Origin of the sequence: Hymenobacter sp. J193, from assembly GCF_024700075.1 — a bacterium.
Lineage (GTDB): Bacteria > Bacteroidota > Bacteroidia > Cytophagales > Hymenobacteraceae > Hymenobacter.
The window spans coordinates 3273105-3297490 of record NZ_JAJONE010000001.1; the positions used below are offsets into that span (position 1 = coordinate 3273105).

The window sequence follows — 24386 nt, forward strand, 5'->3', positions numbered from 1 at the left end:
ACGCATTCATGAAAATACTACCCAAAATTCTGTTTGCGGCAGTGCTTACGACTGCTGCATCCAGCTGCGACGACTTCCTCGACATCAACGAAAACCCGAATGCCTTCACGCAGGAGTCGGTAGCGCCGGACATCATTCTGGCTCAGGCCCTCACCAACACGGCGGCTATCTATACGGGCAACAACCCTAGCTACAATAGCTACGCCAGCTGGGCAGCCGGTTACTGGACCAAAACCAACACGGTTAGCGGTTACGGTGAAGAGCAGACGTACAACTACTCCACTGCTTACTACGCTGGTCTGTTTGACAACACCTACGACAACCTGAATGACTACAACATCATTCAGACTCGCGGTGCCACTACCGGTTTCCCCAACCACGCGGCCATCGCCCGCATCATGAAAGCGTATGGCTTTTTGCTGCTGGTAGACCAGTACGGTAACATTCCTTACTCGGAAGCCCTCAAGGGAGCTGGTAACGTTACGCCGAAGTATGACAAGGCAGAGGATATCTATGCCGATCTGCTGGTACAGCTGAAAGGTGCCATTGTTGACATTGATGCAGCGCACGACGATGCAACGGCCCGTTTGGTAAGCCGTGAGGACGTTGTGTTCGGCGGCAACATGGACAAGTGGAAGCAATTTGCCAACAGCTTGCAGCTCCGTATTCTGTTGCGTGAGTCGCAAACTGCCAGCGATGCTATCAATAATGAGGTGAAGACGCAGCTGGCTGCTTTGCAGAATGCTCCGGACGGTTTCATTACCTCAGACGTGGTAGTGCAGCCTAACTACGCGATAAACGCTGGTCAGCAGAACCCCCTGTACAACCGCTACGCCTACACCGCCGCTGGTACCGGCGCCACCGAGCGTAACTACCAGGTGCCCACGCAATACATCATTGACCAGTACGTCAACAACAGCGACCCCCGCGTGTCGCAGCTGTATACCAGAGGTGCCCGTGTTATTGATGGTGTAAACACCCCGGGCTACATTGGTGGTGTATTGGGCGAAGCTTCGCCTCCTACTGTGGGTACGGCTTCGGCCAGCACCCGTCAGGCTTCCCGTTTCCTGGGTGCCAACTCGCTCACGGCTAGCGGTGGCATCATCAAAGGAGCAAACGCCCCAACGCCCCTGATGCTGCTTGCCGAGCAGAAATTCAACGAAGCTGAAGCTGAAACCCGCGGACTCTTCACGAATGGCGAGGCAGAAGCCAAAAAGGATTATCTGGACGGCATCAAAGCCTCGTTCATTTACTTCTACCGTCCGGCCAGCACTTCGCTGGGCGCAATCAACGCTTCTACCCTAGCTGGAGCTACGGCTGAAACCCCTGGTATCAACCAGTACAATACGTTCATTGCAACCACCGAGGCTGGTGGGGCCAATGTGGCTAACCCGCTGGTGAACTTTGATGTTGCAACCACTAAAGGCGGCCTTGGCAAGCAGGAAATCATCATCTACCAGAAATACCTGGCTTTGAACTCTGTTGCCAGCGTAGAGGCTTGGGATGACTTCCGTCGTACCGGTTTTCCGAAAATTCCCCTTGCAGGTCAGGCCGCAGAGGCTAAGTTTCCAGCGCGTCTGCTCTATCCGTTGAGCGAGTTGAGCACCAACTCTGCTAACGTACCGACCGGCGTAACGCAGTACAGCAAAATTTTCTGGGACGTGGTTGACTAACCGATCCTGTCTTCAGCAATTATCAAAAAGGGCTGCTCATTTGAGCAGCCCTTTTTCGTTTAGAAGCAATGCGTTTTAGCTGATAGATAACTGAGGGCTCTAACTCAACTCTGCATCAGGAACCCTTTGATGTACTCGTCCAAGTCTCCGTCGAGCACGTTCTGCACATCCGTACGCTCGATGCCGGTGCGAAGGTCTTTGATGAGCTTGTAGGGATGAAGCACGTAGTTGCGGATCTGGGAGCCGAAGTCGATGCGCTTCTTGGTAGCTTCCAGCTTGTCGCGCTCGGCGTGGCGCTTGTCCATCTCTATCTGGTAGAGGCGCGACTTGAGCATACGCAGGGCGTGTTCCTTGTTCATGAGCTGGCTGCGCTCAATCTGCACCGCAATGATGATACCGGACGGTGCGTGGGTCAGGCGCACAGCGGTTTCCACCTTGTTCACGTTCTGCCCGCCCGCACCACCGGCCCGGAACGTGTCCCAGCTGATATCAGCCGGGTTGATTTCGATGTTGATGGTATCGTCGATGACGGGATAGGCAAACACTGAGGCAAAGGACGTATGGCGGCGGCCGCTGCTGTCGAAGGGCGAGATGCGCACGAGTCGGTGAACACCAATTTCGCTTTTGAGGTAGCCATAGGCAAAGTCCCCGTCGATTTCCAGAGAAGCCGACTTGATACCGGCACCCTCGCCGGGCTGGTAGCTGATCTGCCGCACCCCAAAGCCGTGGCTTTCGGCCCACATGATATACATGCGCATGAGCATTTCGGCCCAGTCCTGGCTTTCGGTGCCGCCGGCGCCGGGGTTGATGTCGATGATGGCCGAAAGCTGGTCTTCCTCGTCGGAAAGCATGCGCTTGAACTCCAACTGCTCCACTTTTTTGAGCGTGGCGTCGAAATCGGCCTGCATTTCGGCTTCCGTTACGTCGCCTTCCTTGTAGAAGTCAAACAGGACTTCCGTGTCGGCAATGGCCTGCTGGACGGCTTCGTAGTCGTCGGTCCAGGTTTTGAGGGCTTTGATCTCCTTTAGCAGGATTTCGGCTGCTTTGGAGTCGTTCCAGAAGTCGGGAGCCGTGGTCTGGGCTTCGGCCTGTACTACTTGTTCTTTGCGGGCATCGTAGTCAAAGATACCTCCTCAGAGCCTCGGCGCGGCCCTTCAGTTCCTTCACCTGTTCGTAGGTCATGGAGTTAGTTGTGAGTGATGGGAGAAAGCGTAAAGGTAGCTATACAACAACGCCCGCCACCGGCTGAAACCGATAGCGGGCGTTGAATATAGGAGGACGGGCTAAATGCGCACCATCCAGTTGTGCTCATCGGCGGCCTCGCCGGTGCGAATAGCTTGCAGCGCGGCCGAAGCCCGTTTGGAGAAGGCATCGGCTCCAGCCACTGGCAGGTCGAAATCCGTGCCTTCGTAGCCAATGGTAGCAATAGGCGCGATGGTAGCGGCTGTGCCCACACCGAAGGCTTCCTGCAGGGTACCGGCCCGCTGGGCTTCCAGGAGCTCGAAAATGGAGACTTTCCGCTCTTCCACGGTCATGCCCCAGTCGCGGGCCAACTGCAGAATGCTGCGGCGCGTGATGCCATCCAGGATAGACGTGCTAAGAGCGGGAGTAACTAGGCGGCCGTCGATGATGAAAATGGCGTTCATCGTGCCCGATTCTTCCACGTACTGGTGCTCGGAAGCATCCGTCCAGATAAGCTGGTTGTAGCCTTCCTGCTGCGCCAGCCGGGTGGGGTACATAGCAGCGCCATAGTTGCCGGCATTCTTGGCGAAGCCCGCGCCGCCTTCGGCCGAGCGCACGTACTTCTGCTCGAAGCGCACCCGCAGCGGCTTGTTGTAGTACAAGCCCACCGGGCAGGTGAAGATGACGAAGCGGTAGGTATCGGAAGGACGCACGCCGATGAAGCCGTCGGTGGCAAACATGAACGGCCGGATGTAGAGGGCGCTGCCGGGGGCATCAGGCACCCAGTCGGCGTCGAGGCGAATAAGTTGGGCCAGGCCCTGCATGAACAGCTCCTCGGGCACGGGCGGCATGCACATCCGCTCAGCGGAGGCATTCAGGCGCTGCAGGTTGTCGAGCGGGCGGAACAGGGCAATGTCGCCCTGAGCGTTCTTGTAGGCTTTCATGCCCTCAAAAATGGCCTGCCCGTAGTGCAGGGCCGACGTAGCGGGGCTAACCGACATTTCGCCGTAGGGCAAAATCTGAGGCTCCTGCCACTGCCCGTCACTGTAGTCAACCACAAACATGTGGTCGGCGAAGATTTTACCGAACTCAATGTGCTCAGGGTCGAGCTGCGACAAGCGGGAGGCCGTGGTGCGCTGCGTCTGAATCGTCAGGGTGTCGAGCATAGAAACAGGAAGTAAGCAGGGAAATGGGTGGGGTGGGATAGGGAAAGAACGGATTTAATGGCGCGGCTTCCAGGTAACCTCGTCGGTACCCAGCTCTACGGCCATCAGTCTACTCAGCACAAACAGAAAATCGGACAGGCGGTTCAAATAAACCGGCACCAGCTCGGCTACCGGGGCGTCATCGGCTAGGGCTACCACCAGCCGCTCGGCCCGCCGGCAGACGCAGCGCGCCACGTGAGCAAAGGAAACGGACTGATGACCGCCCGGCAAAATAAACTCGCGCAGCTCGGGCAGCAGCTCATTCATCTGGTCCATCTGCTGCTCCAGCAGTACCACATCCTCGGCGTGCAGGTCGGGCAGCTTCATGCGCGACTTCTCGGGGTCGGCGGCCAGAGTGGAGCCGATGGTGAACAATCGGTCCTGAATTTCCTTGAGCAGGTCGCGGCGGGCAGCGTTGATGGGCTGGTCGCGCACCAGGCCCACGTAGGAATTCAGCTCATCCACGGTGCCGTAGCAATCAATGCGCAGGCTGGCTTTGGAAACGCGGGTGCCCCCAATAAGTGAGGTAAGGCCTTTGTCGCCGGTTTTGGTGTAAATCTTCATAAGAGGAAAGCCGGAAACAAACGAGCCAAGGGCCGACGACATCAGCCGCCCGCCAGGCTACCGTTCCGTGGCCGACAGGTGGTGGGTGGTAATGTTCTGATTGAGCACGTCGGACTCAATGCGTCCGTCGCGCAGGCGCACGATGCGGTGGGCGAAGTTGGCAATATCTTCTTCGTGCGTCACCATGATGATGGTGTTGCCTTTGGCGTACAGGGCCTCAAACAAATCCATGATTTCGTGGCTGGTTTTGGAGTCGAGGGCGCCGGTAGGCTCATCGGCCAGCAGTACACTGGGGTCGTTGACCAGGGCGCGGGCAATGGCCACGCGCTGGCGCTGGCCCCCCGACAGCTCGTTGGGCCGGTGCTTGGCGCGGGTATCGAGGCCCACGCTGCGCAAAGCCAGCATGGCTTTTTCTTCGCGGTCGGCTTTGTTATAGCCCGCGTAAATCAGCGGCAACGCCACGTTGTCGAGGGAAGTAGCGCGGGGCAGCAGGTTGAAGCTCTGGAAGATAAAGCCGATTTCCTTGTTGCGCACGTCCGCCAGCTGGTTGTCGGTCATGCGGCTCACGTCCTTGCCATTGAGCACGTACTGGCCGCTGCTGGGCGTATCCAGGCAGCCCACAATATTCATGAGCGTGGATTTGCCCGAGCCCGAAGGTCCCATAAAGGCCACGTACTCGCCTCTTTGAATGCTGATGGACACGTCCTGCAGGGCGTGAATTCGTTCGGTGCCCATCTGGTACACCTTCGAAATATCCGTGGTTTCGATAACAAGAGGGGACATGGTCGGGGAGGTTAGTTCCAGGATGAGGTGAGGGGCGCGGAGGCGCGGGTAACACCGGGCAGACTTTGAAAGGTAGCGTATTCCGCGGGTGAAAGCAACGTACGCAGCTTGCGCAGGGGTTCGGTAGCGTAGTCGGGCAGTCCGGCCGCTACGGCCGCCAGAATGTAAGCTTTCAGCAAAGGAACGGATTCAGGATTATATTCTATGCCCCGCAGCAGCACCTGGTACGCCACCGGCAACTGCCGCCGCTGCTGATAGAACCGTCCCGCCGCCAGCAACGCTTCCTCCACGTACGGTGCCTCCCGCGCCACCTGCTGATAGAGCTTATCGGCCTGGGCAGGCGTAGCAGCCGTGAGGGCCCGGAAATATGTGGCATATCCTTTATCGAGCCCCTGGAAATGGGCCTGGGTCAGAAGTTGGCTAAGTGCGGTAAGGTTCTGCTGTTGAGCCAGCGTGCGGCCACGCACCACATTCCAGGCCGAGCCTTCAGCCGTGCGGGTAGCTACAGGTGGAGCGAAGGTGGCAATGAGGGTGGCAGCTTCGGTGGGTTGCTGCTGAGTGAGAGCCGCAGAGGCCTGCGCCCGGGCTGCCAGCCGCCGCAATGCAGGTTGCCGCACGGCATTGGCAATAGCCGCCCGCTCTACCGCCGATAAGGCCGCGCCGCGCAGCACCAGATAATCGACCTTGCTGGAATCCGGGGCCAGTAGTACGGAGCCGGTCGTGTGTCGCAAGGTTGCGAGCAGCCGCCGCGCGGCCTGGGCCTGGGCTGGTTCGGCAATGGCTCGGGCCGCCGTGCGCCGGGCCGAGTCCAACTGGCCGGCCAGCGCCAGCGCGTAGGCGCGGGGCAGCAGGGCCGCCGTAGCTTGTGGTCCCTGGGCTTCACTTAGGCGCGCTACGGCGGTGGGGGGCAGCGCCTTGTTCCAACAGCCACAAACCCTGCAGCTGCTGGTAATACGCGGCGCTGGCGCTCTGAGCTGAGGCCAGCGGCGCCAGCGCATTTTGGGCCGAAGCCGGTCGGCCCCCATACTGTTGGGTCAGAGCCTGCAAAAACAGGAGCTGCTCCGCGTACGGGTCGTTGCTCAGGTACTGCGGCAGCCAGCGTAGGGTAGGCAGCAACGTCGTGTCTTGCTGCCGTACCCGGCCCAGCGCCGCATGGTAGAGCAGGGCAAAAGACGCGGGAGTAAGCACGGTATCGGTGGGAACGGCGGCGGCTTGAGGCTGCGGCAGGCGCTGGTGCAGGGCTACCAGCTGCTGGTTGCTTTGCAGGGCATCGGAGCCCGTTCCCGCGCCCTGCTCGTACTTCTGGGCTTCTGCCCATTGTTCCTGCTGCACCAGAAAAGCCAGCTGGTTGCTGCGTAGCGCCGCGTTGCCGGGGTCGGCGTCCAGGGCACGCTGCTGGTAGTAGGCGACGGAGTCGGTGAGGGAGGAGCGGGTGTAGAGCTGGGCCAGCTCACTGGCCAGGGCAGCGCTACCGGGGGTAGCGCGCAAGCCTGCCCAAAGCGTGCGTTGCCGCTCAAAAAAGTCAGTTGGGTCGTTAAACAGGGAAGCCAGCCGCAGGGAAATCTTTTCCGAAGGAGCCCGACTCAAAGCGCGGCGCAACGCATTGATTTCGTTCTGGCGCTGCGTACGGGCGCGGTACAACTCCGCCCGGCCCAGGCTGGCTTTATGGTTGAAGCGGTCCATCCAGTCACTCTCGGCGTAGTACCGCTCGGCCAGCAGCGCCAGCGCCTCGTCGTCCGGCTGCTGCTCGCTCTGCCAGCGCGTGAGGTCGCCCAGCTGGGTGTAGTAGCCGGCCTGGGTCTGGTAGTACAAATCGAGCTTATTGCGCAGCACAATGGCTATAAGAACCCCGATGCCCACCACGTACACTGCGTAGAACGGGAGCCGGCGGGGCTCAAATACCACCCGGTACACCCGCAGCTTCTGGCGAATGAGGGGGGCGAAATTCAGCAGTACATACAGCAGGAACGCCGCCCCCAGCACCAGAAACGCGGTAGCAGTAAAGTAGCGGCCGGCTTCCATCAGTGGGTCGTTCTGCCCGGCAAACGCATAGGTCAGCGTAGCGCCCGCATAGGTGGCCAACGCGCCAAACAGATAGGGCGCCGCCGAAGCTGGCACCCAGCCCGCCAGGGTAGGTTGCCGACGGCCCAGTCCCAGCGCCCCCACTACCGTAGCCAGCAGCAAAAGCAGGTAGGGGTCAAGGCGCAGACCGGGCAGCAGCTGCACGTCGCCATTGGTAAAGTAGTAGAGCAGGAGCACTGCCAGGTACAACCCGCTGGCCAGCACGAACGGCCACAGCCCGAAGCGGCTCTGCTGATTTTCGGCCTGGGTGTTCAGCCACAGCAGCAGGCGGATATTCTCAAAGCCCACCCACAGCACCAGCAGCCCCACGGCTACGCTGCCGCTCTGGGTGGCGTAGCTGGCCAGGTGCAGAGCCGCTACCTGGGCCGGACCGGAGCCCTTCGTGAACAAGACCGTGCCCAGCCCGCCAATCAGCAACACAAACCACAACAGCCGGCGAACCACCGAAACCTGGGGCCAGAACGCGTGGAAGGCGAAGGCCAAGCCTACCAGCAAAGCCAGCGTCAGCAGCAGAAAGTACTGCTTGGTATCATTGAAAACACCCAGCGCATCGAGGTTGAGCGACATCAGTAGAAAAATCACCGCCGACATAGCTATAGCAAAACTCAGGCGCGGTAGTGTGCTCAGGAAGGCCAGGGCGTACGCTAAACAAACACCTAGCACGAGCACCAGCCCCAGCGCGGCCGCCGGCCGGATGACGGGCCCAGCTACCGTAAAGTTTTCCGTAACGACGTAGCCATTCACCTGCACCGGCAGGTGGGCGGTGCCCACGGCCACCTGCGCCAGCTCCAACGGAACCGGCGTCAGCTGGGCGGTCGTCTGCAGGGGCTGGGTGGCCTCGGGACCGACCACATATTGCCAGCCGGCCGCCAGCACCACGAGTAGAGCTAGCAGCCCCAGCAAAACCAGCGTCAGGGGCCGGCGGCGCTGGTTGGCTGCGGGAAGCAGGGGAGGAAGCAAGCTACTCCAGTACTTTCGGTACGCGGAAATAGTCAGAGTCCTTGCGCGGAGCGTTGCTCAGCCCCTCGGCGTGGCTCACGGTGTTGCGGGCCTCATCGGGGCGCAGCACGTTGATTTCGTGCGAGAGGTGCACGAGCGGCTCCACGTCGGTGGTGTCGAGCTGACGCAGCTGGTCTACCCAATCCAGGATTTTATTCAGGTCGCCGAGCATTTGCTGCTCTTTGGCCGGGTCGAACTCCAGGCGGGCCAGGTGCGCCAGCTGGCGGAGGGTGGTCAGATCAGTACTCAAAACAGAAAAACGAATAGGATGAAAAGCAAAGGAAAATGGCCCTACGCCACCGGCTGCTCGGCCGGCTGCGCTACTGGCTTGGACCAGGGCCAGAACGACGGCGCCGGAATACCGGCTGCCTCGGGCAGAAAGCCGCTGGCAATGGCCTCGTAGGCTTGCTGCCGAAGCCGCGGCGCATCGGCCTGCGTAAGTCCCTGGGTGGGAATGGGTGCGTGAAAGGTAATCTGCAAAGGCGAGTAGCGCACCCGCAGCGTGCCTTCCACATCGGGCATGAAGCGGTGGTTGAGCGGCATGGTGATGGGCACGATGGGCACCCCGGCCGCAATAGCCAGCTGGAAAGCCCCATCCTTGAACGGCATCATCTCCTCGCCGGGCTTGTTGGAAATAGTGCCCTCCGGGAAAATAACCACCGAGCGGCCCTTCTCCAGGCTCTGGCGGGCCAGCACCATAGAGCGCCCGCGGCTCACGGCGCTGTTGCGGTTTACGGTGATGTAGGTGCGCCCGAAGATAGGCCCCCACACCGGCACCTCGGCCAGGGCGCTTTTGCCGATGATGTTCAGGAAGCCCGGAATAGCCTTGAAGAGCAGCAGGATATCGACGTAGGAGCTATGGTTGGCCACGTACACGCAGGGCGGATCGGAGGGGCGCGGCTGCCGGCCCAGGATGCGCACCGGCACGCCCCACATGCGGATGGAGAAAATAGACCAGCGGCGGTTGATGCCGTGCAGGTAGCGGTGCCGTTGGGGCTTTTTGCTTAGCAGCAGCTGGGCTGGATACGTGACGGCAAAAGGCAGCACAAACCAGAACGTGCTCCAGCTGGTGTACAGGCGGTGTGCGATATAGCGAAGCGCGTGACGCATAGCAGCAAAGGTAACAGGTGGCAGGGGAATGCGGAATAACGAGCTGCCCGGATTGAGAATAGCGGAAGATACCCCGGCTATTAGAACTAATTACATTACAGCTGTGCGGCACGCTGCTGCAGGTAGCGCTCTGCCTTCAGCAGGCCCGCCACGCTGATGGCGTCGGTGATGCGGTTGGTCATGGCCATGTCCACGGCTTCAGTCAGCGGCAGCTTCCAGAGGTGCAGCTGCTCGGTTTCCTCGTGCTCGGTGGGGCCGGGCGTCAGGTCTTCGGCCAGAAACACGAAGCCTTCCTCATCCGTCACGGAGTTGGAGGTGTGCAGGCGGGCAATGTTGGTCCAGCGCGCGGCCAGCAGTCCGGTTTCTTCCCGCAGCTCCCGCTGGGCCGATTCCAGGATGTCCAGCTCCACGGGGCCGCCGCCCATCGGAATTTCCCAGGAGTACTCACTCAGGGGGTAGCGGTACTGGCCCACCAGCCAGGTGTTGCCTTCCGCATCCACAGGCACGATACCCAGCGCCTTGTTCTTCATGGAAACCACCCCGTAGATGCCGGGGTTGCCGGCCGGGTTGATGACCTGGTCCTCGCGCACCCGAATCCAGGGGTTCTGATACTTGATTTCGGAACCCCGCACCTGCCAGGGGTTGTGGGTTTCGTCGGGAGCGGGGTAAGCAGACATAGCCGGAAAACGGAAGGAGAAAGAGCTGGGGCAACCTGGCCACCGCACTAGACGGCGTCGGTAGCCGCTGCAAGTATAGCTTATCCGGCCGGATCAGGAGCTGCTCAACCCAGCCGCCAGCCGGGCCGTATCCTACCAGACCGGCCGTTCACATCCCGGCCGCTTTTGCGTAGTTTATGGCTAATCAACCAAACAAATCGGCCGCCCCGGAAGCCGGCGACCCGCTCTTCAACCTGAAACACGCGCAGGCCGAAAGTGAGCTGGCGCAGAAAACCGGCGGCCTGGGCCCGGTCACCAACGAATACGTGAGCACCGACGAGGATGAAGCCCTCGACGAAGGTCCCCGCGACAAGCAGGGCCACCGCCGCGGCGAGTCAGGCCCCGAAGAAACTGGCAGCACCGCCGGCCGCCACTAGGCAAGCCACGCATTTCCTGAATCCGGCCGCATTACGGCCCAAAAAGGCCTCTCCGGGCGCACTAGCTGCCGGGGAGGCCTTTTTGGTGGGTTTCAGGTAGCAATGCAAACGGGGTAGCGGCTCCCGCGCTGGTTGCAGGGGCAAGCTGTACAAGTGGCGCTATCACCCACGAACCATCCTGAAAACAGCGGGTTTCCTCGCAAGCCGTTCACAACTGGGTTGTAGATGGTCCGCAACCAGGTTGCAGGCGGCTCACAACCTGGTTGCGAGCCGCCTGCAACCCTAGTCAAGGGCAGCTTATAACTAGAGTTGCGAGCCACCCGCAACCAGAGTAGTAGGCATGACGCCCCAGGCTAGCCACTTTGCGCGTACTTTTACGGGCGTGATGCTGCTTTCTTCTTTTTCCGGCCAGCCCCTGGAAGCGGGCCTCGACGAAGCCGGGCGGGGCTGCCTGGCCGGGCCCGTGTTTGCCGCCGCCGTGGTGTTGCCCCTCGATTTTGCGTGCGACTACCTGAACGACTCCAAGCAAATGACGGCCCGCCGCCGCGACCGAGCCCGGGAGCAGATTTGCCGGGAGGCCGTAGCCTGGGCCGTGGCCGAAGCTTCCCTGGAAGAAATTGCCAGCTTCAACATTGCCCAGGCCAGCTACCTGGCTATGCACCGCGCCGTGGATGCGCTGGGCGTACGGCCAACGCACCTGATTGTGGATGGCAACCGCTTCCGGCCGCACGCCACCCTGCCGCACACCTGCCACATCGGCGGCGACGCCCGTTTCCAGAGTATTGCGGCCGCTTCCGTGCTGGCCAAAACCTTCCGCGACGACCGAATGCACGAACTGGCTGCCGCCTACCCGCAGTATCACTGGGAACAGAATGCCGGCTACCCCACCGCGCAACACCGCGCCGCTATCCGGGAGCATGGCCCCACCGAGCACCACCGCCTGGGTTTCCGGCTGCTGTAATAATCAGTTGCCGGTTAATGGTGGGATAGTATTCCGTCATTCTGAGCGCAGCCGAGGAATCTTGCGTGCTGATAGTTGAAAAGTAATTCAACGCCAGTGCACAAGGTTCCTCGGCTGCGCTCAGAATGACGGGCTTTTAGCCCTCGGTAACTTAGTTCTTCTCCTTTAGCTGAAGCAAATCCAGGAACAGGCTGAACCCGTCGACAGTGGAGCCGCCTTCCCCGAACTTGTCGAAGTTGAGGGGCTTGATAATGTAGCCGCTCACGGCCAGGTCGCGGGCTTTCAGCCGGTCGGTTTCCAGGTCGGAGGTGGTCATGATAAACACATTCAGGCCCACAAAATCGGCATCGGAGCGCAGGGCTTCCAGCAGCTCCAGGCCATTCATGCGGGGCATATTGATGTCGAGCATTACCACACTGGGCTTAGCAATGGGCTCCTGGCCGTTTTCGCCGCGCAGCAGCTGCAGGGCTTCGCGGCCGTTGCGGGCCACGTGCAGGGGCACTTCAATATTGTGCTTGCGTAGCTCGCGCTGCACATTCATGATATCCATCTGGTCGTCTTCAACGAGCAGGATACTGGGTTCAGAGGCAGAGTCAGACATACGGAAAACGGCTAAAGCAGCGCGTTAAAGTGAGGAGGGAATACGGTCTATACGGCTAGCGTGCGGTTTCGGCCACGGCGGGAGTGCTGGCCCCCGGGTCGTCGAGGCGCAACTCTTTGACTTTGGGCCAGGTGAAAATAAAGCGGGCCCCCTTGCCCTCCGCCGATTCGACGAGAATAGTGCCGCCCTGCCGCTCGATAATCTTCTTCACAATAGCCAGCCCCACGCCGGTGCTTTCCAGCGTGTCGCGCTCCGTCAGGGTCTGGAAAATCACGAAAATCCGCTCGTGGTATTCCGGCGCAATGCCGGGGCCGTTGTCGGCAATGGTGAAGGTGTAGTGGGCGCGGTGCTCGGTGCAGCCGATACGTACCCAGCCCTTTTCAGGCTGGTGGTGGTATTTCACGGCGTTGCTGAGCAGGTTACTGAACACCTGCTGCAGCTCTACCCGGGAGGTAAACAGCGTAGGCAGGTAGGAAGGCAGCTCAATGCGGAAGCCTGCGGGCAGGCTGAGCATATCCATGGTTTCGGTGAGCAGCTCGCGCACGTTCACCCGCTCGTTCACATGGCGCATCCGGCCCACGCGGGCCAGGTCCAGAATGCCGGTAATAAGGTTTTCCATGCGATGCACGCGGGTACGCATCAGCTGCAGAAACTCCCGGATGTGGTCGGGCAGCTGCTGGCCCATGTCTTCCTCGATCCAGCGCGAAGCACTTTCAATGCCCCGTAGCGGCGCCTTCAGGTCGTGCGACACCACGTAGGCAAACTGGTCGAGCTCTTGGTTGCGGTTTTCCAGTTGCGTCACGGTGGTATCGATGGTGTTCGACATCACGTTCAGCGAGGTGGCCAGCTCGCTCAGCTCGTCGTGGGCCGTGTCGTCGATGCGGGTTTTGTAGTCGCCGCCGGCCAGGCGCGTGGCCAGCGACACCATGGTGCTGATGCGACGGGCAAACAGGCGCGTCACGTAGTAGGCCCACAGCAAACCCAGTACCACGGCCAGCAGGGTGATGACGATGGACAGCACCCGCGTTTCCTGGATGCTGTCGGCCAGCTTGGCGCGCAGCTCGTCGCGGTCGGCCAGCTCGGCCCGGTCGAAGTTGCGGAACATCGTGCGGATTTCATCGGTCAGCTCCTTGCCCGAGAGGCTTTCCATCAAAGCCCGATGCTCCATGCCATCGAGGCCGGTTTGGTTGGGCAGGCGCCGGCTGGCTTCCCGCTTCTCGGTAATGAGCAGGTGCGAGTACCCCGACCACTGCTGGTACAAGCGGTGCATGCGCTGCAGGCGGGCGTACTGCCGGCCCTGCGGGTTCAGAGTGTTTTTGAGGTGGGCAAAGCCCGAGAGCAGCTCCCGCTCGCCCTGGTAGTAGGGCACCAGCAAGGCTTCGTTGCCGATCAGCAGATAGCCCCGGAACCCCGATTCCATGTCGATGATATTGCGCAGCAGCGAGGTGGCATCGGAGGTGACGCGCTGAGAGCGGGTAACGCGCTCCAGGTTGCGCAGCACCTTGCGGGAGAGCTGGTAGTTAACGGCGACTACGGCCGTAAACAGCAGGAAAATGGCCAGAAAGCCGGCAAATACTTTGGTTGCGAGGGTTGCCTTCATGCAGTTGAAAACCAGATAATGGCCCGCCCGCGGGGTCAGGCACGGAGCTAGGCGCCGTTACGCAGCTTTTGCTCCATAGTTTGCAGCAGGAGGGTAATATGATCGGCAAGGCGCTGCACGGCCGGAAAACCCGCCAGCGCTTCTTCGCGCTGGCCCCGCAGGTGCTGATCCATAAGCTGATTGGCTTGCTGATGAATAAGCCGGTGCAGGCGGTCCAGCTCCTGGGTTTCGGGCAGGCGGCCGTAGGCGGGCAGGGCCTTCTCCCGAATCCATTGCCCGAAGCTGCACACCTCCGGGTCGCGGATGGGGCCTTCCTGCGTGCCCGAGCCGTGTAGAAAGGAACGTAGCTTGGATTTGAAGACCATATGCTTGATAAGGGCGCCTTCAAATTCCTGTTTTAGTTCGTCGAGCATAAATAAAGTAGCGGACAGCCTACAGCAGCTCGACCTTAGCAAAGGTAGCGTTCTGCCCCGAAGGCATGGCGGGCCGGGGGTTTTGGCTAATTTCGCTGCGCCGTAGCGCGCTAATGCCCGCCGCCGCTTCCACCTTATTCACCTCAACCACCCGCTTGCTCATGGCCGAAGACCTCAAAACCGTTGTTCTCAACGACGTGCACCAGCAGCTGGGCGCCAAAATGGTGCCCTTCGCCGGCTACAATATGCCCGTGCGCTATTCCTCCGACCTCGACGAGCACCACACCGTGCGCCGGGCCGTGGGTATTTTCGACGTGTCGCACATGGGCGAGTTCCGGGTGCGGGGCCCGCAGGCGCTGCCCCTCATCCAGCGCGTAACCAGCAACGACGCCAGCAAGCTGCAGGACGGCAAAGCCCAGTACAGCTGCCTGCCCAACGAGCAGGGCGGCATCATAGACGATTTGCTGGTGTACAAAATGGCCGACGAGGACTACATGCTGGTGGTCAATGCCTCCAACATCGACAAGGACTGGAACTGGATTCAGCAGTACAACCAGGAGTTCGGGGCCGATATGGAAAACGTTTCGGACCAGCTCAGCCTCTTCGCCGTGCAGGGGCCCAAAGCCGCCGCCGCGCTCCAGCCCCTCACCGACGTAGACCTTCAACGAATTCCGTACTACTCCTTTGTGCAGGGCACGTTTGCCGGGCACGAGGGCGTCATCATCTCGGCCACGGGCTACACCGGCGCGGGCGGCTTCGAGCTGTACATTCCCAATGAAGCGGCTGCCGACATCTGGAGCAAGGTTCTGGAAGCCGGCCAGCCCTACGGCCTCAAACCCATCGGCCTGGGTGCCCGCGACACGCTGCGCCTGGAAATGGGCTTCTGCCTCTACGGCAACGACATCAACGACACCACCTCGCCGCTGGAAGGCGGCCTGGGCTGGATTACCAAGTTCACCAAGGAATTTACCAACTCGGCCGCTCTCAGGCAGCAGAAAGAGCAGGGCGTGCAGCGCAAGCTGGTGGGCTTCCTGATGGACGGGCCCGGCATCCCGCGGGCACATTATGACCTAGTGAATGAAGCCGGCGAGAAAATAGGGGAGGTAACCAGCGGCACCCAGTCGCCGAGTTTGAGCAAAGGCATTGGCCTGGGCTACGTGCAAACTGCGTTGAGCGCGCCTGGCAGCAAAATCTTCGTGCAGGTGCGTGGCAAAAACCTGCCTGCCACCGTCACCAAGCTGCCCTTCGTGCCCGGCACCGAGGAGTAACCTACCGAACGTCATTCCGAGCGAAGCCGAGGAATCTTGCGTGCTGATGGTAGAGGAGTAATCCACTGTCAGCACGCAAGATTCCTCGGCTTCGCTCGGAATGACGAACTGGTTTTCTGTTTTTAAGCATCCTATCTATGCCATCCGTCGACATCTGTTTTTCGCCTGAATTGTTGCCGCTGTATAAGCTTGAGCGGCGTGTGGCCGTGGTGGTGGATATTCTGCGGGCCACCTCCAGCATCGTTACGGCGCTGGCCAGCGGGGTTACGCACGTGTTTCCGGTGGCCGAGCTGGCCGAGTGTCAGGCGCTGGGCCGGCAGCACGACTGCCTTACGGCCGGGGAGCGGGACGGCCGCCCCGCCGCCGGCTTCGATCTGGGCAACTCGCCTTTCGGCTACCTTGATGGGGAACTGTCGGTGCGGGGGCGGGCACTGGCCATCAGCACCACCAACGGTACGCAGGCGCTGCGCCGCTCCCTGGCCGCCGACGCCGTGGTGGTGGGCGCGTTTCTGAACCTGGAAGCCGTAGCCGCCTTTGCTGAAACCCAACAAAAGGACGTGCTGGTGGTGTGCGCCGGCTGGAAAGGTCAGTTTTGCCTGGAGGATACGGTATTTGGTGGCGCCCTGGCTTCTCGGCTGGCCCCGCGTGGCTTCGACGTGGCCGGCTCCGATGCTACTTTGGCCGCTCTGCACCTGTGGCAGCAGGCCCAGCCCGATCTGCACGCCTATCTGCTGCAGTCCTCGCACGTGCGGCGCCTCAACTCCCTCGAAGCCAACAAGGACTTCGAGTTCTGCCTGCGCATAGACGAGTACGCGGGCATCCTACCTATCTGGCAGGAAGACCGGCTGGTGGCGAGGTAAGAGCAATGATGAGTTGTCATTGCGAGACGGAGCCGAAGCACTGACAATTCATTCTTCGCTCTTCCTACTCAATTTCTCATTGTCCTTATGGCGGGTAGCGTCGCGCTGGGTTTTCTTTTCCAGGTTGCGCTGGAGGGCTTCGGTGAGGTTGATGCCGGTCTGGTTAGCCAGGCAAATCACCACGAACAGCACGTCGGCCAGCTCATCGGCCAGCACTTTGTCGCGGTCCGAGGGCTTAAAGGACTGCTCGCCGTACTGGCGGGCAATAATGCGGGCCACTTCGCCCACCTCCTCCGTGAGCATGGCCATGTTGGTCAGCTCGTTGAAATACCGCACGCCGGTGGTCTGAATCCACTGGTCAACGGTCTGCTGGGCTTCTTCAATGGTCATATGCGCTGAAAAGGTGAGTTTGTGAAATGGTGAGTTGACGTTCGGCCGCCGCAAAACTGCGCAAATAGTGCCACCTGAACGTAAAACTCACTTTTCACCCTCTCATTTCCGGCGAATCCAGCACAATCGTGACCGGACCATCGTTGAGCAGCTCGACCTGCATGTCGGCGCCAAACTCGCCCGTGGGTACCGGCTGGCTTAGCAGCAGCTGAAGCTGGCGCACAAACTCCTGGTACAGCGGAACGGCCACGGCCGGCGGCGCGGCGCCCGTGTAGCTGGGGCGGTTGCCTTTGCGCGCATCGGCCAGCAGCGTAAACTGACTTACTACCAGCACCTGCCCACCCACGTCCTGCACCGAGCGGTTCATTTTGCCCTCCTCGTCCGAAAAGATGCGCAGCTGCACCAGCTTGCGCGCAATCCAGTCGAGCGTCTGTGGGGTATCGTCGGGGGCAAAGCCGGCCAGCACCAGCAGGCCCGGGCCGATCTGGCCGGTCACGCGGCCCGCCACCGTCACGCGGGCGTGGCGCACCCGTTGAATAACTGCTCGCATCAGGAAAGGAAAAAACGGACAGGAAAAAGGCCATCCGGTAGCGGAATGGCCTTTTTGGTTTGTAAAAAACAGGTAGGTGTTACCGTGGCAGCGACGTAGTAGGCAGCTGGTTCACGTCCAGCAGCGGCAGGTTCGCGCGGTAGTAGCTGTTTATCTGCCGCAGAAACTCGTTGGCCACCAGACCATTGCCGCGGGGAGTGAGCGAGTACAGATCCAGCGAAAAGAAGTTGCCCCGGGCAGGGTCGCCGGAGTACTCAACGCCGTTGATGTTGACGCCACCCTGCACGGCTCCCGTGCCGCTGACACTCAGGAACAGCTGGTTTATATCCACCAGCGCAATTCTATACTTTCCCTGCAGCGGGTCAGTTAGCGTCTTCAGCGTGGCGTTGAACTGCTTGATAAACGACGTTACGCGGCCGGCCTCCGTTGCGTCGAGCACCTCAGCGCGGGCCAGGGGCACTCGTAGGTCTAGTCCGTAGCGGAGTGTTTCCACGCTGCCATCTGCATTGGTGAATGTTACTTCCTGCCCAATAGCTGCCAGCGCAGAAGGCAGCACAATATCATCATTGACGATAGGGCGGGCTTCGTTGGTAAGCGAGGAAATGATATACAGCACGGCCTGTGCATTGCCCGATGAAGCCCGGACAGCGTCCAGCACCCGTTGGCCTGCTCCCACCTGAAAATAAGGCAGCGCGCCCAGTTCCGGCAGGGTAGCAATAGCCCCGGGCCGGTTGTTGGCCGTGAGGGCATCCAGCAATACGGTGAGGTTGCTCAGAATCAGGTTGTTGGTTGTGCTGGTAGGCCGCTGAACACACTCGCCACCTTTCAGGGCATACGGTAGCAGATCTTCCAGGCCCACCATAGCGGTGAAGAAGGTGGGCTTGCTTTCACTGACGGCCTGGATATAAGAGCGTGAGTCGTTGGCTGGCAACAGGCGCTCAAAGTAGCTGTTGAAGGCCGAGCCAGCCGCCGCATTGGCTTCCAGGCCCAGCCCGGGAGTGGTTAGCTGGCTGAGGCGGAAACCGGGAACGGACAGATTGTTGGGCAGCTCAATGCCCGAAGCGCGGCTGTATACATACGTCGTATCAGTAGTGCCGCAGCTGTTCTGAGACGTGTACTTGGCCCGAATGCTGGTGCGGGCCGCCGGTACCCGCTCCGTAACGGGCAGGCCATTGGCTCCTATTCCCTTCAGCTTCAGGTACCCTGTGCCCGCTTCGCCCGTTACGAGGGGCTGCGCGAAGGCAATACCGGGCTGCGCCAATGAAAACTGAACGGCCAGCAGATTAGGGTAGGAGTACAGCTGGCTCTGGGTCGTGATGCCACCATTACTGAAGCCGGCCGAATACGAGTCGCCCACGGCTACGTAGCGCGTCAGGTTCAGCTGGGCCGCGCTGGGCGTGGGCTCGGTCTGGTCGGGCACGCAGGCGCTTAGGCCAAGGGCGGGCAGCAGCCACAAGCGCGAAAAACGAAAAGAAAATAGCTTCACAGACAGAAAATTTGAAGCTGCCTGCCAGGCAGGAGCCAGTAACCGGGTGAGTTAGAATGAATAGGACAGCCCTACTGCCGCCGTGTGCACGAAGGTGCGGTACGTGCCGGCAATGTTGGAAACCTGATCCTGCGACTGGTTGGCGCGGGCCTGACGGTTGGACAATGCCCCAAACTGGTAAGCCAGGTCCAGATTCAGCTTATCGGCCATGACGAAGGAAACGCCCAGCGACGCGGCCAGCTTATTACCGTCGGGTAGGTCGGGCGCCACGTACTCGTCGCGCACCGGGCTTTCGTCGTAGAGCACGCCCAGGCGCAACGCGGTTTTAGGATCCAGCTGGTACTCGCCCCCGATTTTGAAGGCCATAGCATCCTCGTAGCGGCGCGGCTGCGAAGCCCGGGCGGCCTGGTTGTTGGCAAAGCGGAACGTGGCCGAGTCCGTCTTGGTCCAGTTGGTAAGCGTGAAATCGAAGAGGATATTGAGCTTGGGCGTAATCTGGTTGGCCAGGCCCACCGACAGCGTGCCGGGCAGGTAGATATCCGTTTCCACGCTCTGGCTGTTGGTGAAGCGGCTGGCATCGGCGGCGGGCACGTTGCGGAATGTGGCCGTGCCATCCGTCACTTTCAGCCGCACACCCGAGCGGTAGCTGATGCCGAACGACAAATCCTCGGAAGAGCGCCCGTACAGGCCCACGTTGAAACCCGCGCCGTTGGCGCTGCCCTCGTACTCGGCATCGGCGTCGAAGGCATCGTACTGGCCCAGGGCGCGCAGCTGCCGCACGCTGCCGTGGGTGAGCATGGCACCCGCGCCCACGCTGAAGTTTTCACTGATAGCCACTGCCACCGTCGGCTGCACCTGCACGGTGTACAGGCTCGACTCCTGCACCACGCTGCGGCCTTCCCAGTTGGTCGGCCATTTGGTGGTGTAGCCGAACGGCGTAGTCACGCTCAGGCCGCCCGTGATGCCCTTACCGAAGTAGTGCGACGCAAACAGGTAACCCGAGGCCACAGGCGTCAGATCCTGGTAAGTTTTGCGCTGGGTGTCGGTGGAAAGAAACGAAGTGCGCCGAGCCAGGGCCATGCCGCCCACGCTGATGCGCGTAAGCGAGTCGCGCATGCCCAGGGCGCCGGGGTTGTAGTAGGCTGCCGCCGGGTGGTAGGCCAGGGCCGTAGCCGCGCCGCCCAGGCCCAGGATGCGGGCTCCCTGCGGCCCGGTTTCAAAGCCCCCGGCCACAGCGGCCGGAGCAAGCAAGCAAAAGAAAGCGGAAATGTAAGGAAGCCTCATGCAGACGGGTTTGCGGACAATAGCACAAAGGTAAGAGATTGTGCTGTGTCATTCTCCCGGAAAAGCTTACAACTGTTGACTTTCTGCCCGGTACGCAGCTAGCGCATAATGCGCAGGCTGTCGAGGTAGTGCTGGTAGCGGCGGGCGTTGCGCTTGTGTTCGGCAAAGGTCTCGGCGAAATCCGAAAAGCCGCTGCCATCGGGTCGGGCGCAAAAGAACAGGTACTGGTGCGCGGCGGGCTGCAGCACGGCGTCCAGGCTCTGGCGGTTGGCGGAGGTGATGGGGCCGGGCGGCAGGCCTTTGTGCTTGTAGGTATTGTAAGGCGAGTCCACGAGCTTGTCTTTGTTCAGCACGCGTTTCACGCCAAAGTTGCCAATGGCCCACAGCAGCGTGGGGTCGGCCTGCAGGCGCATACCCCGGCGCAGGCGGTTGAGGTACACGCCGGCAATAACGGGTTTGTCTTCCTTTTTGGCCGTTTCGCGCTGCACAATGCTGGCCAGCACGTGTACCTCGGTAGGCGAGAGGCGCAAAGAATCGGCCTGCTGGCGGCGGCGACGCGTCCAGAACCGGCCGTGCAGAGCCGCCGCCGAGTCCAGCAGCCCCGGCGCGGGCGTATTCCAGAGCAGGCGGTAGGTGCCGGGCAGAAACAGCGTAAGGACGGTCGTTGTGTCCAGCTTGTAGCGCCGCTGCAGGTAGTCGTTCTGGTTCAGAAGCCCTCGGATGCTGCCGGAGTCAACTTCCAAGTGCCGGGTTAGCTGCCGCGCCAGCTGGGGCTTGTACTTGAAAGCATTGAGTTCGAAAACCACCGTATCCTGCCGGCCTTCCGTCAGCATGGCCAGCAACGCCTGATTGCCCAGCTCGGGGGCCAGCAGGTAGCGGCCCGGCCGCACGTACGCGTCGTAGCCCTGCCAGCGGGCCAGCCACGCAAAGGTGCGCGGGTCGCGCAGCAGCTCCTGGCGCCGCAGCGTGTCGAGCACTGCCTGAAATGAGCTGCCCGTGCGGATGTACAGGTAAGCGGGGCCTTCCGGCGAGGCCGCCACGTTGGGTTGCCACAGCACCGCCCAGGCCGCGTAGCTTCCTGCCAGCAGCAACAGACTCAGCAGCCCTAAACTTATCCAGCTTATCAGCCGTGCGCGGCTTGCAACGTTTCTACCCACGAAAAAGCAATTAGCCCAACCATAGGCCAAAGATAGGCAGCTGGCTGGGCTAAGCGGACAGCGCGGGCGGGTTAGCCGGCGTTTACCAGGTTGGATATGGCGTCGCGGAGTTCCTGGTGCCGGGCACGCCGCTCAATTTCCACCGGCGGGGCCGAGCGCACTTCGCAGTCCGGAATCTGGCACCGCTCACAGGTTTCGTTTACGCGCTTCTGCGGAATGGCGGGGTCATCTACAAAGCGCACTTTGTGGCGCAGCGTATCATCGCAGAGCAAGCCCACCGTCACGCTCACGGCCGGCTCCACCACGCTGCCCGCCCGCGCCAACGACAAGCACAGGTACTCGTCGCCGTTGGGGTACAGGGAGCGTTGGGCCCCGATGCTGAAGGCCGGGGCCTGCCGCAGTGCCTGCTGGCGGCTTTCGTGAATCAGGCGCAGCGAAATCCAGCGGCGGCAGTAGTGCTCGTGCAGCTCGTTGCCGTGCGGGTTGTGCAGGCGCGAGAGGTGGAGCTCCTTGGTCAGCAGGTAGCCGGCGTTGGCCTTGGCCTGGTCGAAGCGCAGAAAGAACAGGCTCTGCAGCCCGAAATGACGGGGCAGCAGGTTGGTGAGGCGCTGCATGAACATTTCCGGCGACACCCCATACTTCGTGAGCAGATCCAGCAGGCTGTTGGGGTCCCAGTGCGTGGCCCCAAAGAACTGCTGCAGGTCGCGCACGAGGTTGTCTTCCTCCATCAGCAGGGCACCGGCAAAGTAGGAAGCCTTGAAGTTGTTGAGCACCTCATCGAAAGAGCGTACCGGAAAGTTGGCATTCACGTAGGGCCGCTCCTTCATGCCCAGGTAGTTGAAGGCTATTTCCCGGGCCAGCACAAAGGATTCCTGGGCGCGCGTGAGGCCGGGCCGCAGCAGCAGGCGCTTTAGCTTGGGCTGATACACGGAGCGCAGCCGCCCCAGCGAGTCGTAGTCGCCGAGGGTGACGCGGTCCACGGCGTAGCCGTACTCTTCCATGAGCACCTTCTCTAGCTGGACCGTATCGAAGGGTGGGGAGGTAGTGAGCCCGCGCTCCACGCAGAAGGTGTGCACATCCTGCTCCAGCTCCTCGAAGTAGTTGTCGTGCATTTCCTGGTAGGAGCGCAGCGCAGCCAGAAAGAAATTTTCCTGCCGCAGCTCGTAGTTGCGGGCTATTTCGAAGAGCGTGCTGATGAAGGCATTCATCTTGGCCGGCGCGTCGGCAATAAGCTCCACGATGCGGATGGGCTCCAGCCCGAACATCTCCAGTGGAAACTCCTTGAGCACATCCGACTGCAGCAGCTGCGAAATCGGCTCCAGGCGGCGGCTGAGCGTGAGCGAGGTCAACTGGTCGTAGGAGACGCCCAGTACTTTGCTCATGCTCAGGATTTTATCGGCTTTAGGATATTTTTTGCCCTTCTCGATTTCGTTGAGGTAAGAAACCGAAACGTCGCAGGCGCGGGCCAGCTCGGCGGGCGTAAAGCCGCGCTCCTGACGCAGCTCACGCAGCTTCAAACCGAAAATTAAGCGAACAACTTGTCCGTGACTGAGCATAGCAAGGGGAAAAGAGAGGCAGCTGCCTCAACGCAGCGACACTGCAAGAAAAGTGAATTTTTTGGGACTAGGCCCGCAAATCCTTTTGCAAAAATATGATTTGTTTGCGATTTTACTTTTTATAGCGAAAATTCGCTAATAAACTTTCCAACAGAGGTGTTCAATCATCCCACGGATTGGCGCGGATTTTCGGATTGCACGGATTTTGTAGCCGGCGCAGTTTCGCCTGAAGCAGAAAGCAAAAGGGCTTGCCGGAAGGCAAGCCCTTTTGTTTATCCACGAAATCCCTGCAATCCGAAAATCCGCGCCAATCCGTGGTTCACATTGGTTGGGCAATTTGACCATACTCAAGGTCGTGTCGCCGGGCGGCTTCCTGCAGAATGGTTTTCTGCCAGGGACGCAGCACCATATCGGCGCCCTGTTCAATAATATCCGACACCAGCCGGTTGGACAAAACCAGGTTGGCCACGTAGCCATTTACGTCAGTGGTGATATGAGCTTTGAGCTGGTTGAGCAGTTGCTCACGCGCATCGGCCTGGGCGGCTTTTTCGCCCGTGAGGCGGCGACGGAACGGAAAGCGGCGGTTCTCGGCAGTAGCGGGCGGCTCAGGCTTGGCCACGAAGTTGTCGGGCGAGAGGGCGGTGAGCTGCTCCAGGTAAGGCGTCCGGCGCAGCTCGGGGTGCAGGCCGCGGGCGTTTTTCCAGTCGTTGAGGGTGCGGGGTGTGTCGCGCACCAGCTCGGCCAGCCGGTCGTTGGCAAACACCATATACGGTGGCCGGTCGAGCTGACGCGCCATGGTGTCGCGCAGCATGTACAAGTCGCGAAACAGCGGCAGCTCACCGGGCAGAATGCGGTATTTGCCAGCTATGCGCAGGTAAGGCCGCTCGTCGCGGGAGTAGCGCACGTCCTCCAGGGCCTTGTTTTCCTCGGCGGCCCACTGGCTGCGGCCCAGGCTTTCGAGACGGGCAGCCAGGCGGTCCGTCAGCTCAAACAGGTACAGTACGTCGTTGGCCGCGTACAGCTTCTGGGCTTCGGTGAGGGGGCGCTTCAGCCAGTTCGACTTCTGCTCGCCCTTATCCACCTCCAGCCCCAGCTCCGACTGAATGAGGCGACCCAGGGAAATATTATTGTCCGACTCGGCCAGCAGCGTGTACTGCACGCTGGTATCGGTAATGGGCCGTACGTGCACGCCATATAGTTCGTCGAGCAGCAGAATATCCGACTTGCAGCTGTGAAACACCTTCTCCACGACCGGGTTGCGCAGCACTTCCCACAGCGGCTCCAGCTCGTGCGCCGGGTTGGTAAGCGGAAGCGGGTCAATCAGATAAACATTTTCACCGTCGAATACCTGAATCAGGGCCAGGTTGCGGCCATAGCGGTAGCGCATATCGTCGAACTCCAGGTCGATGCCAATGCGGGGGCAGGCGTGCAGGGCCGTGGCGGCTTGCTGAATGGCTGCGGGGGTGGTGAGGTAGTGGATAGCGGGCATTTAGAAGAAATTTCACACAAAGAAACGTGGAATTTGCCGGGGTTCAGCATCTATACTATCCAGGCGCCTGCAGAGGGATT

At 60.8% G+C, this 24386-nt stretch carries 25 protein-coding genes; 6 read left to right on the plus strand and 19 right to left on the minus strand.

Going from position 1 to position 24386, the window contains the following annotated elements:
• Window positions 1–8: 8 nt before the first annotated feature.
• Window positions 9–1673 carry a SusD/RagB family nutrient-binding outer membrane lipoprotein gene (locus tag LRS06_RS14405; protein WP_257872110.1) on the plus strand — a complete coding sequence of 555 codons (1665 nt, stop codon included), beginning with the start codon at window positions 9–11 and terminating at the stop codon, window positions 1671–1673.
• Between the two features lie 104 nt (window positions 1674–1777).
• Here the strand turns inward: LRS06_RS14405 and prfB are convergent.
• The 5 genes from prfB to LRS06_RS14430 form a co-directional block, all read right to left on the minus strand.
• Window positions 1778–2855, minus strand: a protein-coding gene (gene prfB, locus LRS06_RS14410; protein WP_257872111.1) for a peptide chain release factor 2 whose coding sequence is annotated in 2 segments (ribosomal slippage) — window positions 1778–2794 and window positions 2796–2855 — 1077 coding nt in all. Because the reading frame shifts where the segments join, the coding sequence is not laid out codon by codon here.
• A 101-nt stretch (window positions 2856–2956) separates the two neighbouring features.
• Window positions 2957–4021: a branched-chain amino acid aminotransferase gene (locus tag LRS06_RS14415; protein ID WP_257872112.1), complete on the minus strand. Its 1065-nt coding sequence runs from the start codon at window positions 4019–4021 to the stop codon at window positions 2957–2959.
• A gap of 54 nt (window positions 4022–4075) precedes the next feature.
• A complete protein-coding gene (locus tag LRS06_RS14420; RefSeq protein WP_257872113.1) occupies window positions 4076–4624 on the minus strand; it encodes a cob(I)yrinic acid a,c-diamide adenosyltransferase in 549 nt (182 codons plus the stop codon).
• A 57-nt stretch (window positions 4625–4681) separates the two neighbouring features.
• Window positions 4682–5407 carry an ABC transporter ATP-binding protein gene (locus LRS06_RS14425; protein ID WP_257872114.1) on the minus strand — a complete coding sequence of 242 codons (726 nt, stop codon included), beginning with the start codon at window positions 5405–5407 and terminating at the stop codon, window positions 4682–4684.
• Between the two features lie 11 nt (window positions 5408–5418).
• Complete coding sequence (locus tag LRS06_RS14430; protein ID WP_257872115.1) at window positions 5419–6138, minus strand: M48 family metallopeptidase; 720 nt, start codon at window positions 6136–6138, stop codon at window positions 5419–5421.
• Between LRS06_RS14430 and LRS06_RS14435 the strand changes: the two genes are divergently transcribed.
• Window positions 6130–6294: a hypothetical protein gene (locus LRS06_RS14435; RefSeq protein ID WP_257872116.1), complete on the plus strand. Its 165-nt coding sequence runs from the start codon at window positions 6130–6132 to the stop codon at window positions 6292–6294. The genes LRS06_RS14430 and LRS06_RS14435 overlap by 9 nt on opposite strands.
• Here the strand turns inward: LRS06_RS14435 and LRS06_RS14440 are convergent.
• The 4 genes from LRS06_RS14440 to LRS06_RS14455 form a co-directional block, all read right to left on the minus strand.
• On the minus strand, window positions 6287–8449 hold the full coding sequence (locus tag LRS06_RS14440; RefSeq protein WP_257872117.1) for a hypothetical protein: 2163 nt from the start codon (window positions 8447–8449) through the stop codon (window positions 6287–6289). The two genes, LRS06_RS14435 and LRS06_RS14440, sit on opposite strands and share 8 nt — an antisense overlap.
• 1 nt (window position 8450) lies before the next feature.
• Window positions 8451–8738: an Asp-tRNA(Asn)/Glu-tRNA(Gln) amidotransferase subunit GatC gene (gene gatC / locus LRS06_RS14445; protein ID WP_196953661.1), complete on the minus strand. Its 288-nt coding sequence runs from the start codon at window positions 8736–8738 to the stop codon at window positions 8451–8453.
• Between the two features lie 41 nt (window positions 8739–8779).
• Window positions 8780–9598 (minus strand): 1-acyl-sn-glycerol-3-phosphate acyltransferase, encoded by an 819-nt coding sequence (locus tag LRS06_RS14450; RefSeq protein WP_257872118.1) that lies wholly within the window; start codon window positions 9596–9598, stop codon window positions 8780–8782.
• Window positions 9599–9693: 95 nt separating this feature from the next.
• The gene (locus LRS06_RS14455; RefSeq protein ID WP_257872119.1) at window positions 9694–10275 is read right to left on the minus strand and encodes an NUDIX hydrolase; all 582 of its coding nucleotides are present in this window, start codon (window positions 10273–10275) and stop codon (window positions 9694–9696) included.
• 176 nt (window positions 10276–10451) lie between these two features.
• Here LRS06_RS14455 and LRS06_RS14460 point away from each other — a divergent pair, with 176 nt between their 5' ends.
• The gene (locus tag LRS06_RS14460) at window positions 10452–10691 is read left to right on the plus strand and encodes a hypothetical protein (protein ID WP_257872120.1); all 240 of its coding nucleotides are present in this window, start codon (window positions 10452–10454) and stop codon (window positions 10689–10691) included.
• A 385-nt stretch (window positions 10692–11076) separates the two neighbouring features.
• Window positions 11077–11652: a ribonuclease HII gene (locus tag LRS06_RS14465; RefSeq protein WP_257873417.1), complete on the plus strand. Its 576-nt coding sequence runs from the start codon at window positions 11077–11079 to the stop codon at window positions 11650–11652.
• A gap of 151 nt (window positions 11653–11803) precedes the next feature.
• Here the strand turns inward: LRS06_RS14465 and LRS06_RS14470 are convergent, their stop codons facing one another.
• From LRS06_RS14470 to LRS06_RS14480, 3 genes are read right to left on the minus strand one after another with little or no spacing between them, the layout of a single operon-like run.
• Window positions 11804–12253: a response regulator gene (locus LRS06_RS14470; RefSeq protein WP_257872121.1), complete on the minus strand. Its 450-nt coding sequence runs from the start codon at window positions 12251–12253 to the stop codon at window positions 11804–11806.
• A 55-nt stretch (window positions 12254–12308) separates the two neighbouring features.
• On the minus strand, window positions 12309–13853 hold the full coding sequence (locus LRS06_RS14475) for an ATP-binding protein (RefSeq protein WP_257872122.1): 1545 nt from the start codon (window positions 13851–13853) through the stop codon (window positions 12309–12311).
• Window positions 13854–13900: 47 nt separating this feature from the next.
• Complete coding sequence (locus tag LRS06_RS14480; protein WP_257872123.1) at window positions 13901–14266, minus strand: CZB domain-containing protein; 366 nt, start codon at window positions 14264–14266, stop codon at window positions 13901–13903.
• A 161-nt stretch (window positions 14267–14427) separates the two neighbouring features.
• On the opposite strand from LRS06_RS14480, the gene gcvT reads away from it, so the two are divergent.
• Window positions 14428–15534, plus strand: a complete 1107-nt coding sequence (gene gcvT / locus LRS06_RS14485) for a glycine cleavage system aminomethyltransferase GcvT (protein WP_257872124.1) — start codon at window positions 14428–14430, stop codon at window positions 15532–15534.
• A gap of 137 nt (window positions 15535–15671) precedes the next feature.
• Window positions 15672–16394: a 2-phosphosulfolactate phosphatase gene (locus tag LRS06_RS14490; RefSeq protein WP_257872125.1), complete on the plus strand. Its 723-nt coding sequence runs from the start codon at window positions 15672–15674 to the stop codon at window positions 16392–16394.
• A 48-nt stretch (window positions 16395–16442) separates the two neighbouring features.
• Here the strand turns inward: LRS06_RS14490 and LRS06_RS14495 are convergent, their stop codons facing one another.
• The 7 genes from LRS06_RS14495 to LRS06_RS14525 form a co-directional block, all read right to left on the minus strand.
• The gene (locus LRS06_RS14495; RefSeq protein WP_257872126.1) at window positions 16443–16784 is read right to left on the minus strand and encodes a nucleotide pyrophosphohydrolase; all 342 of its coding nucleotides are present in this window, start codon (window positions 16782–16784) and stop codon (window positions 16443–16445) included.
• A 94-nt stretch (window positions 16785–16878) separates the two neighbouring features.
• Window positions 16879–17334, minus strand: a complete 456-nt coding sequence (gene dtd / locus LRS06_RS14500; protein ID WP_257872127.1) for a D-aminoacyl-tRNA deacylase — start codon at window positions 17332–17334, stop codon at window positions 16879–16881.
• 79 nt (window positions 17335–17413) lie between these two features.
• A complete protein-coding gene (locus LRS06_RS14505; RefSeq protein WP_257872128.1) occupies window positions 17414–18820 on the minus strand; it encodes a hypothetical protein in 1407 nt (468 codons plus the stop codon).
• A gap of 51 nt (window positions 18821–18871) precedes the next feature.
• Entirely contained in the window at window positions 18872–20104 is a 1233-nt protein-coding gene (locus tag LRS06_RS14510) for an OmpP1/FadL family transporter (protein ID WP_257872129.1), read from the minus strand.
• A gap of 98 nt (window positions 20105–20202) precedes the next feature.
• Window positions 20203–21195: an endolytic transglycosylase MltG gene (gene mltG, locus LRS06_RS14515; protein ID WP_257872130.1), complete on the minus strand. Its 993-nt coding sequence runs from the start codon at window positions 21193–21195 to the stop codon at window positions 20203–20205.
• A 137-nt stretch (window positions 21196–21332) separates the two neighbouring features.
• Window positions 21333–22778 carry a helix-turn-helix domain-containing protein gene (locus tag LRS06_RS14520; RefSeq protein WP_257872131.1) on the minus strand — a complete coding sequence of 482 codons (1446 nt, stop codon included), beginning with the start codon at window positions 22776–22778 and terminating at the stop codon, window positions 21333–21335.
• Between the two features lie 358 nt (window positions 22779–23136).
• Window positions 23137–24306, minus strand: coding sequence for an HRDC domain-containing protein (locus tag LRS06_RS14525; protein ID WP_257872132.1), 1170 nt, complete (start codon window positions 24304–24306; stop codon window positions 23137–23139).
• Window positions 24307–24386: the final 80 nt, after the last annotated feature.

What these genes read in the sequence shown, in the direction of transcription:
- LRS06_RS14405 (WP_257872110.1), top strand. Translation starts at nt 9, where the DNA reads ATGAAAATACTACCCAAAATTCTGTTTGCGGCAGTGCTTACGACTGCT.
- LRS06_RS14415 (WP_257872112.1), bottom strand. Translation starts at nt 4,021, where the DNA reads ATGCTCGACACCCTGACGATTCAGACGCAGCGCACCACGGCCTCCCGC.
- LRS06_RS14420 (WP_257872113.1), bottom strand. Translation starts at nt 4,624, where the DNA reads ATGAAGATTTACACCAAAACCGGCGACAAAGGCCTTACCTCACTTATT.
- LRS06_RS14425 (WP_257872114.1), bottom strand. Translation starts at nt 5,407, where the DNA reads ATGTCCCCTCTTGTTATCGAAACCACGGATATTTCGAAGGTGTACCAG.
- LRS06_RS14450 (WP_257872118.1), bottom strand. Translation starts at nt 9,598, where the DNA reads ATGCGTCACGCGCTTCGCTATATCGCACACCGCCTGTACACCAGCTGG.
- LRS06_RS14455 (WP_257872119.1), bottom strand. Translation starts at nt 10,275, where the DNA reads ATGTCTGCTTACCCCGCTCCCGACGAAACCCACAACCCCTGGCAGGTG.
- LRS06_RS14460 (WP_257872120.1), top strand. Translation starts at nt 10,452, where the DNA reads ATGGCTAATCAACCAAACAAATCGGCCGCCCCGGAAGCCGGCGACCCG.
- LRS06_RS14465 (WP_257873417.1), top strand. Translation starts at nt 11,077, where the DNA reads ATGCTGCTTTCTTCTTTTTCCGGCCAGCCCCTGGAAGCGGGCCTCGAC.
- LRS06_RS14470 (WP_257872121.1), bottom strand. Translation starts at nt 12,253, where the DNA reads ATGTCTGACTCTGCCTCTGAACCCAGTATCCTGCTCGTTGAAGACGAC.
- LRS06_RS14475 (WP_257872122.1), bottom strand. Translation starts at nt 13,853, where the DNA reads ATGAAGGCAACCCTCGCAACCAAAGTATTTGCCGGCTTTCTGGCCATT.
- LRS06_RS14480 (WP_257872123.1), bottom strand. Translation starts at nt 14,266, where the DNA reads ATGCTCGACGAACTAAAACAGGAATTTGAAGGCGCCCTTATCAAGCAT.
- gcvT (WP_257872124.1), top strand. Translation starts at nt 14,428, where the DNA reads ATGGCCGAAGACCTCAAAACCGTTGTTCTCAACGACGTGCACCAGCAG.
- LRS06_RS14490 (WP_257872125.1), top strand. Translation starts at nt 15,672, where the DNA reads ATGCCATCCGTCGACATCTGTTTTTCGCCTGAATTGTTGCCGCTGTAT.
- LRS06_RS14495 (WP_257872126.1), bottom strand. Translation starts at nt 16,784, where the DNA reads ATGACCATTGAAGAAGCCCAGCAGACCGTTGACCAGTGGATTCAGACC.
- dtd (WP_257872127.1), bottom strand. Translation starts at nt 17,334, where the DNA reads ATGCGAGCAGTTATTCAACGGGTGCGCCACGCCCGCGTGACGGTGGCG.
- LRS06_RS14510 (WP_257872129.1), bottom strand. Translation starts at nt 20,104, where the DNA reads ATGAGGCTTCCTTACATTTCCGCTTTCTTTTGCTTGCTTGCTCCGGCC.
- LRS06_RS14525 (WP_257872132.1), bottom strand. Translation starts at nt 24,306, where the DNA reads ATGCCCGCTATCCACTACCTCACCACCCCCGCAGCCATTCAGCAAGCC.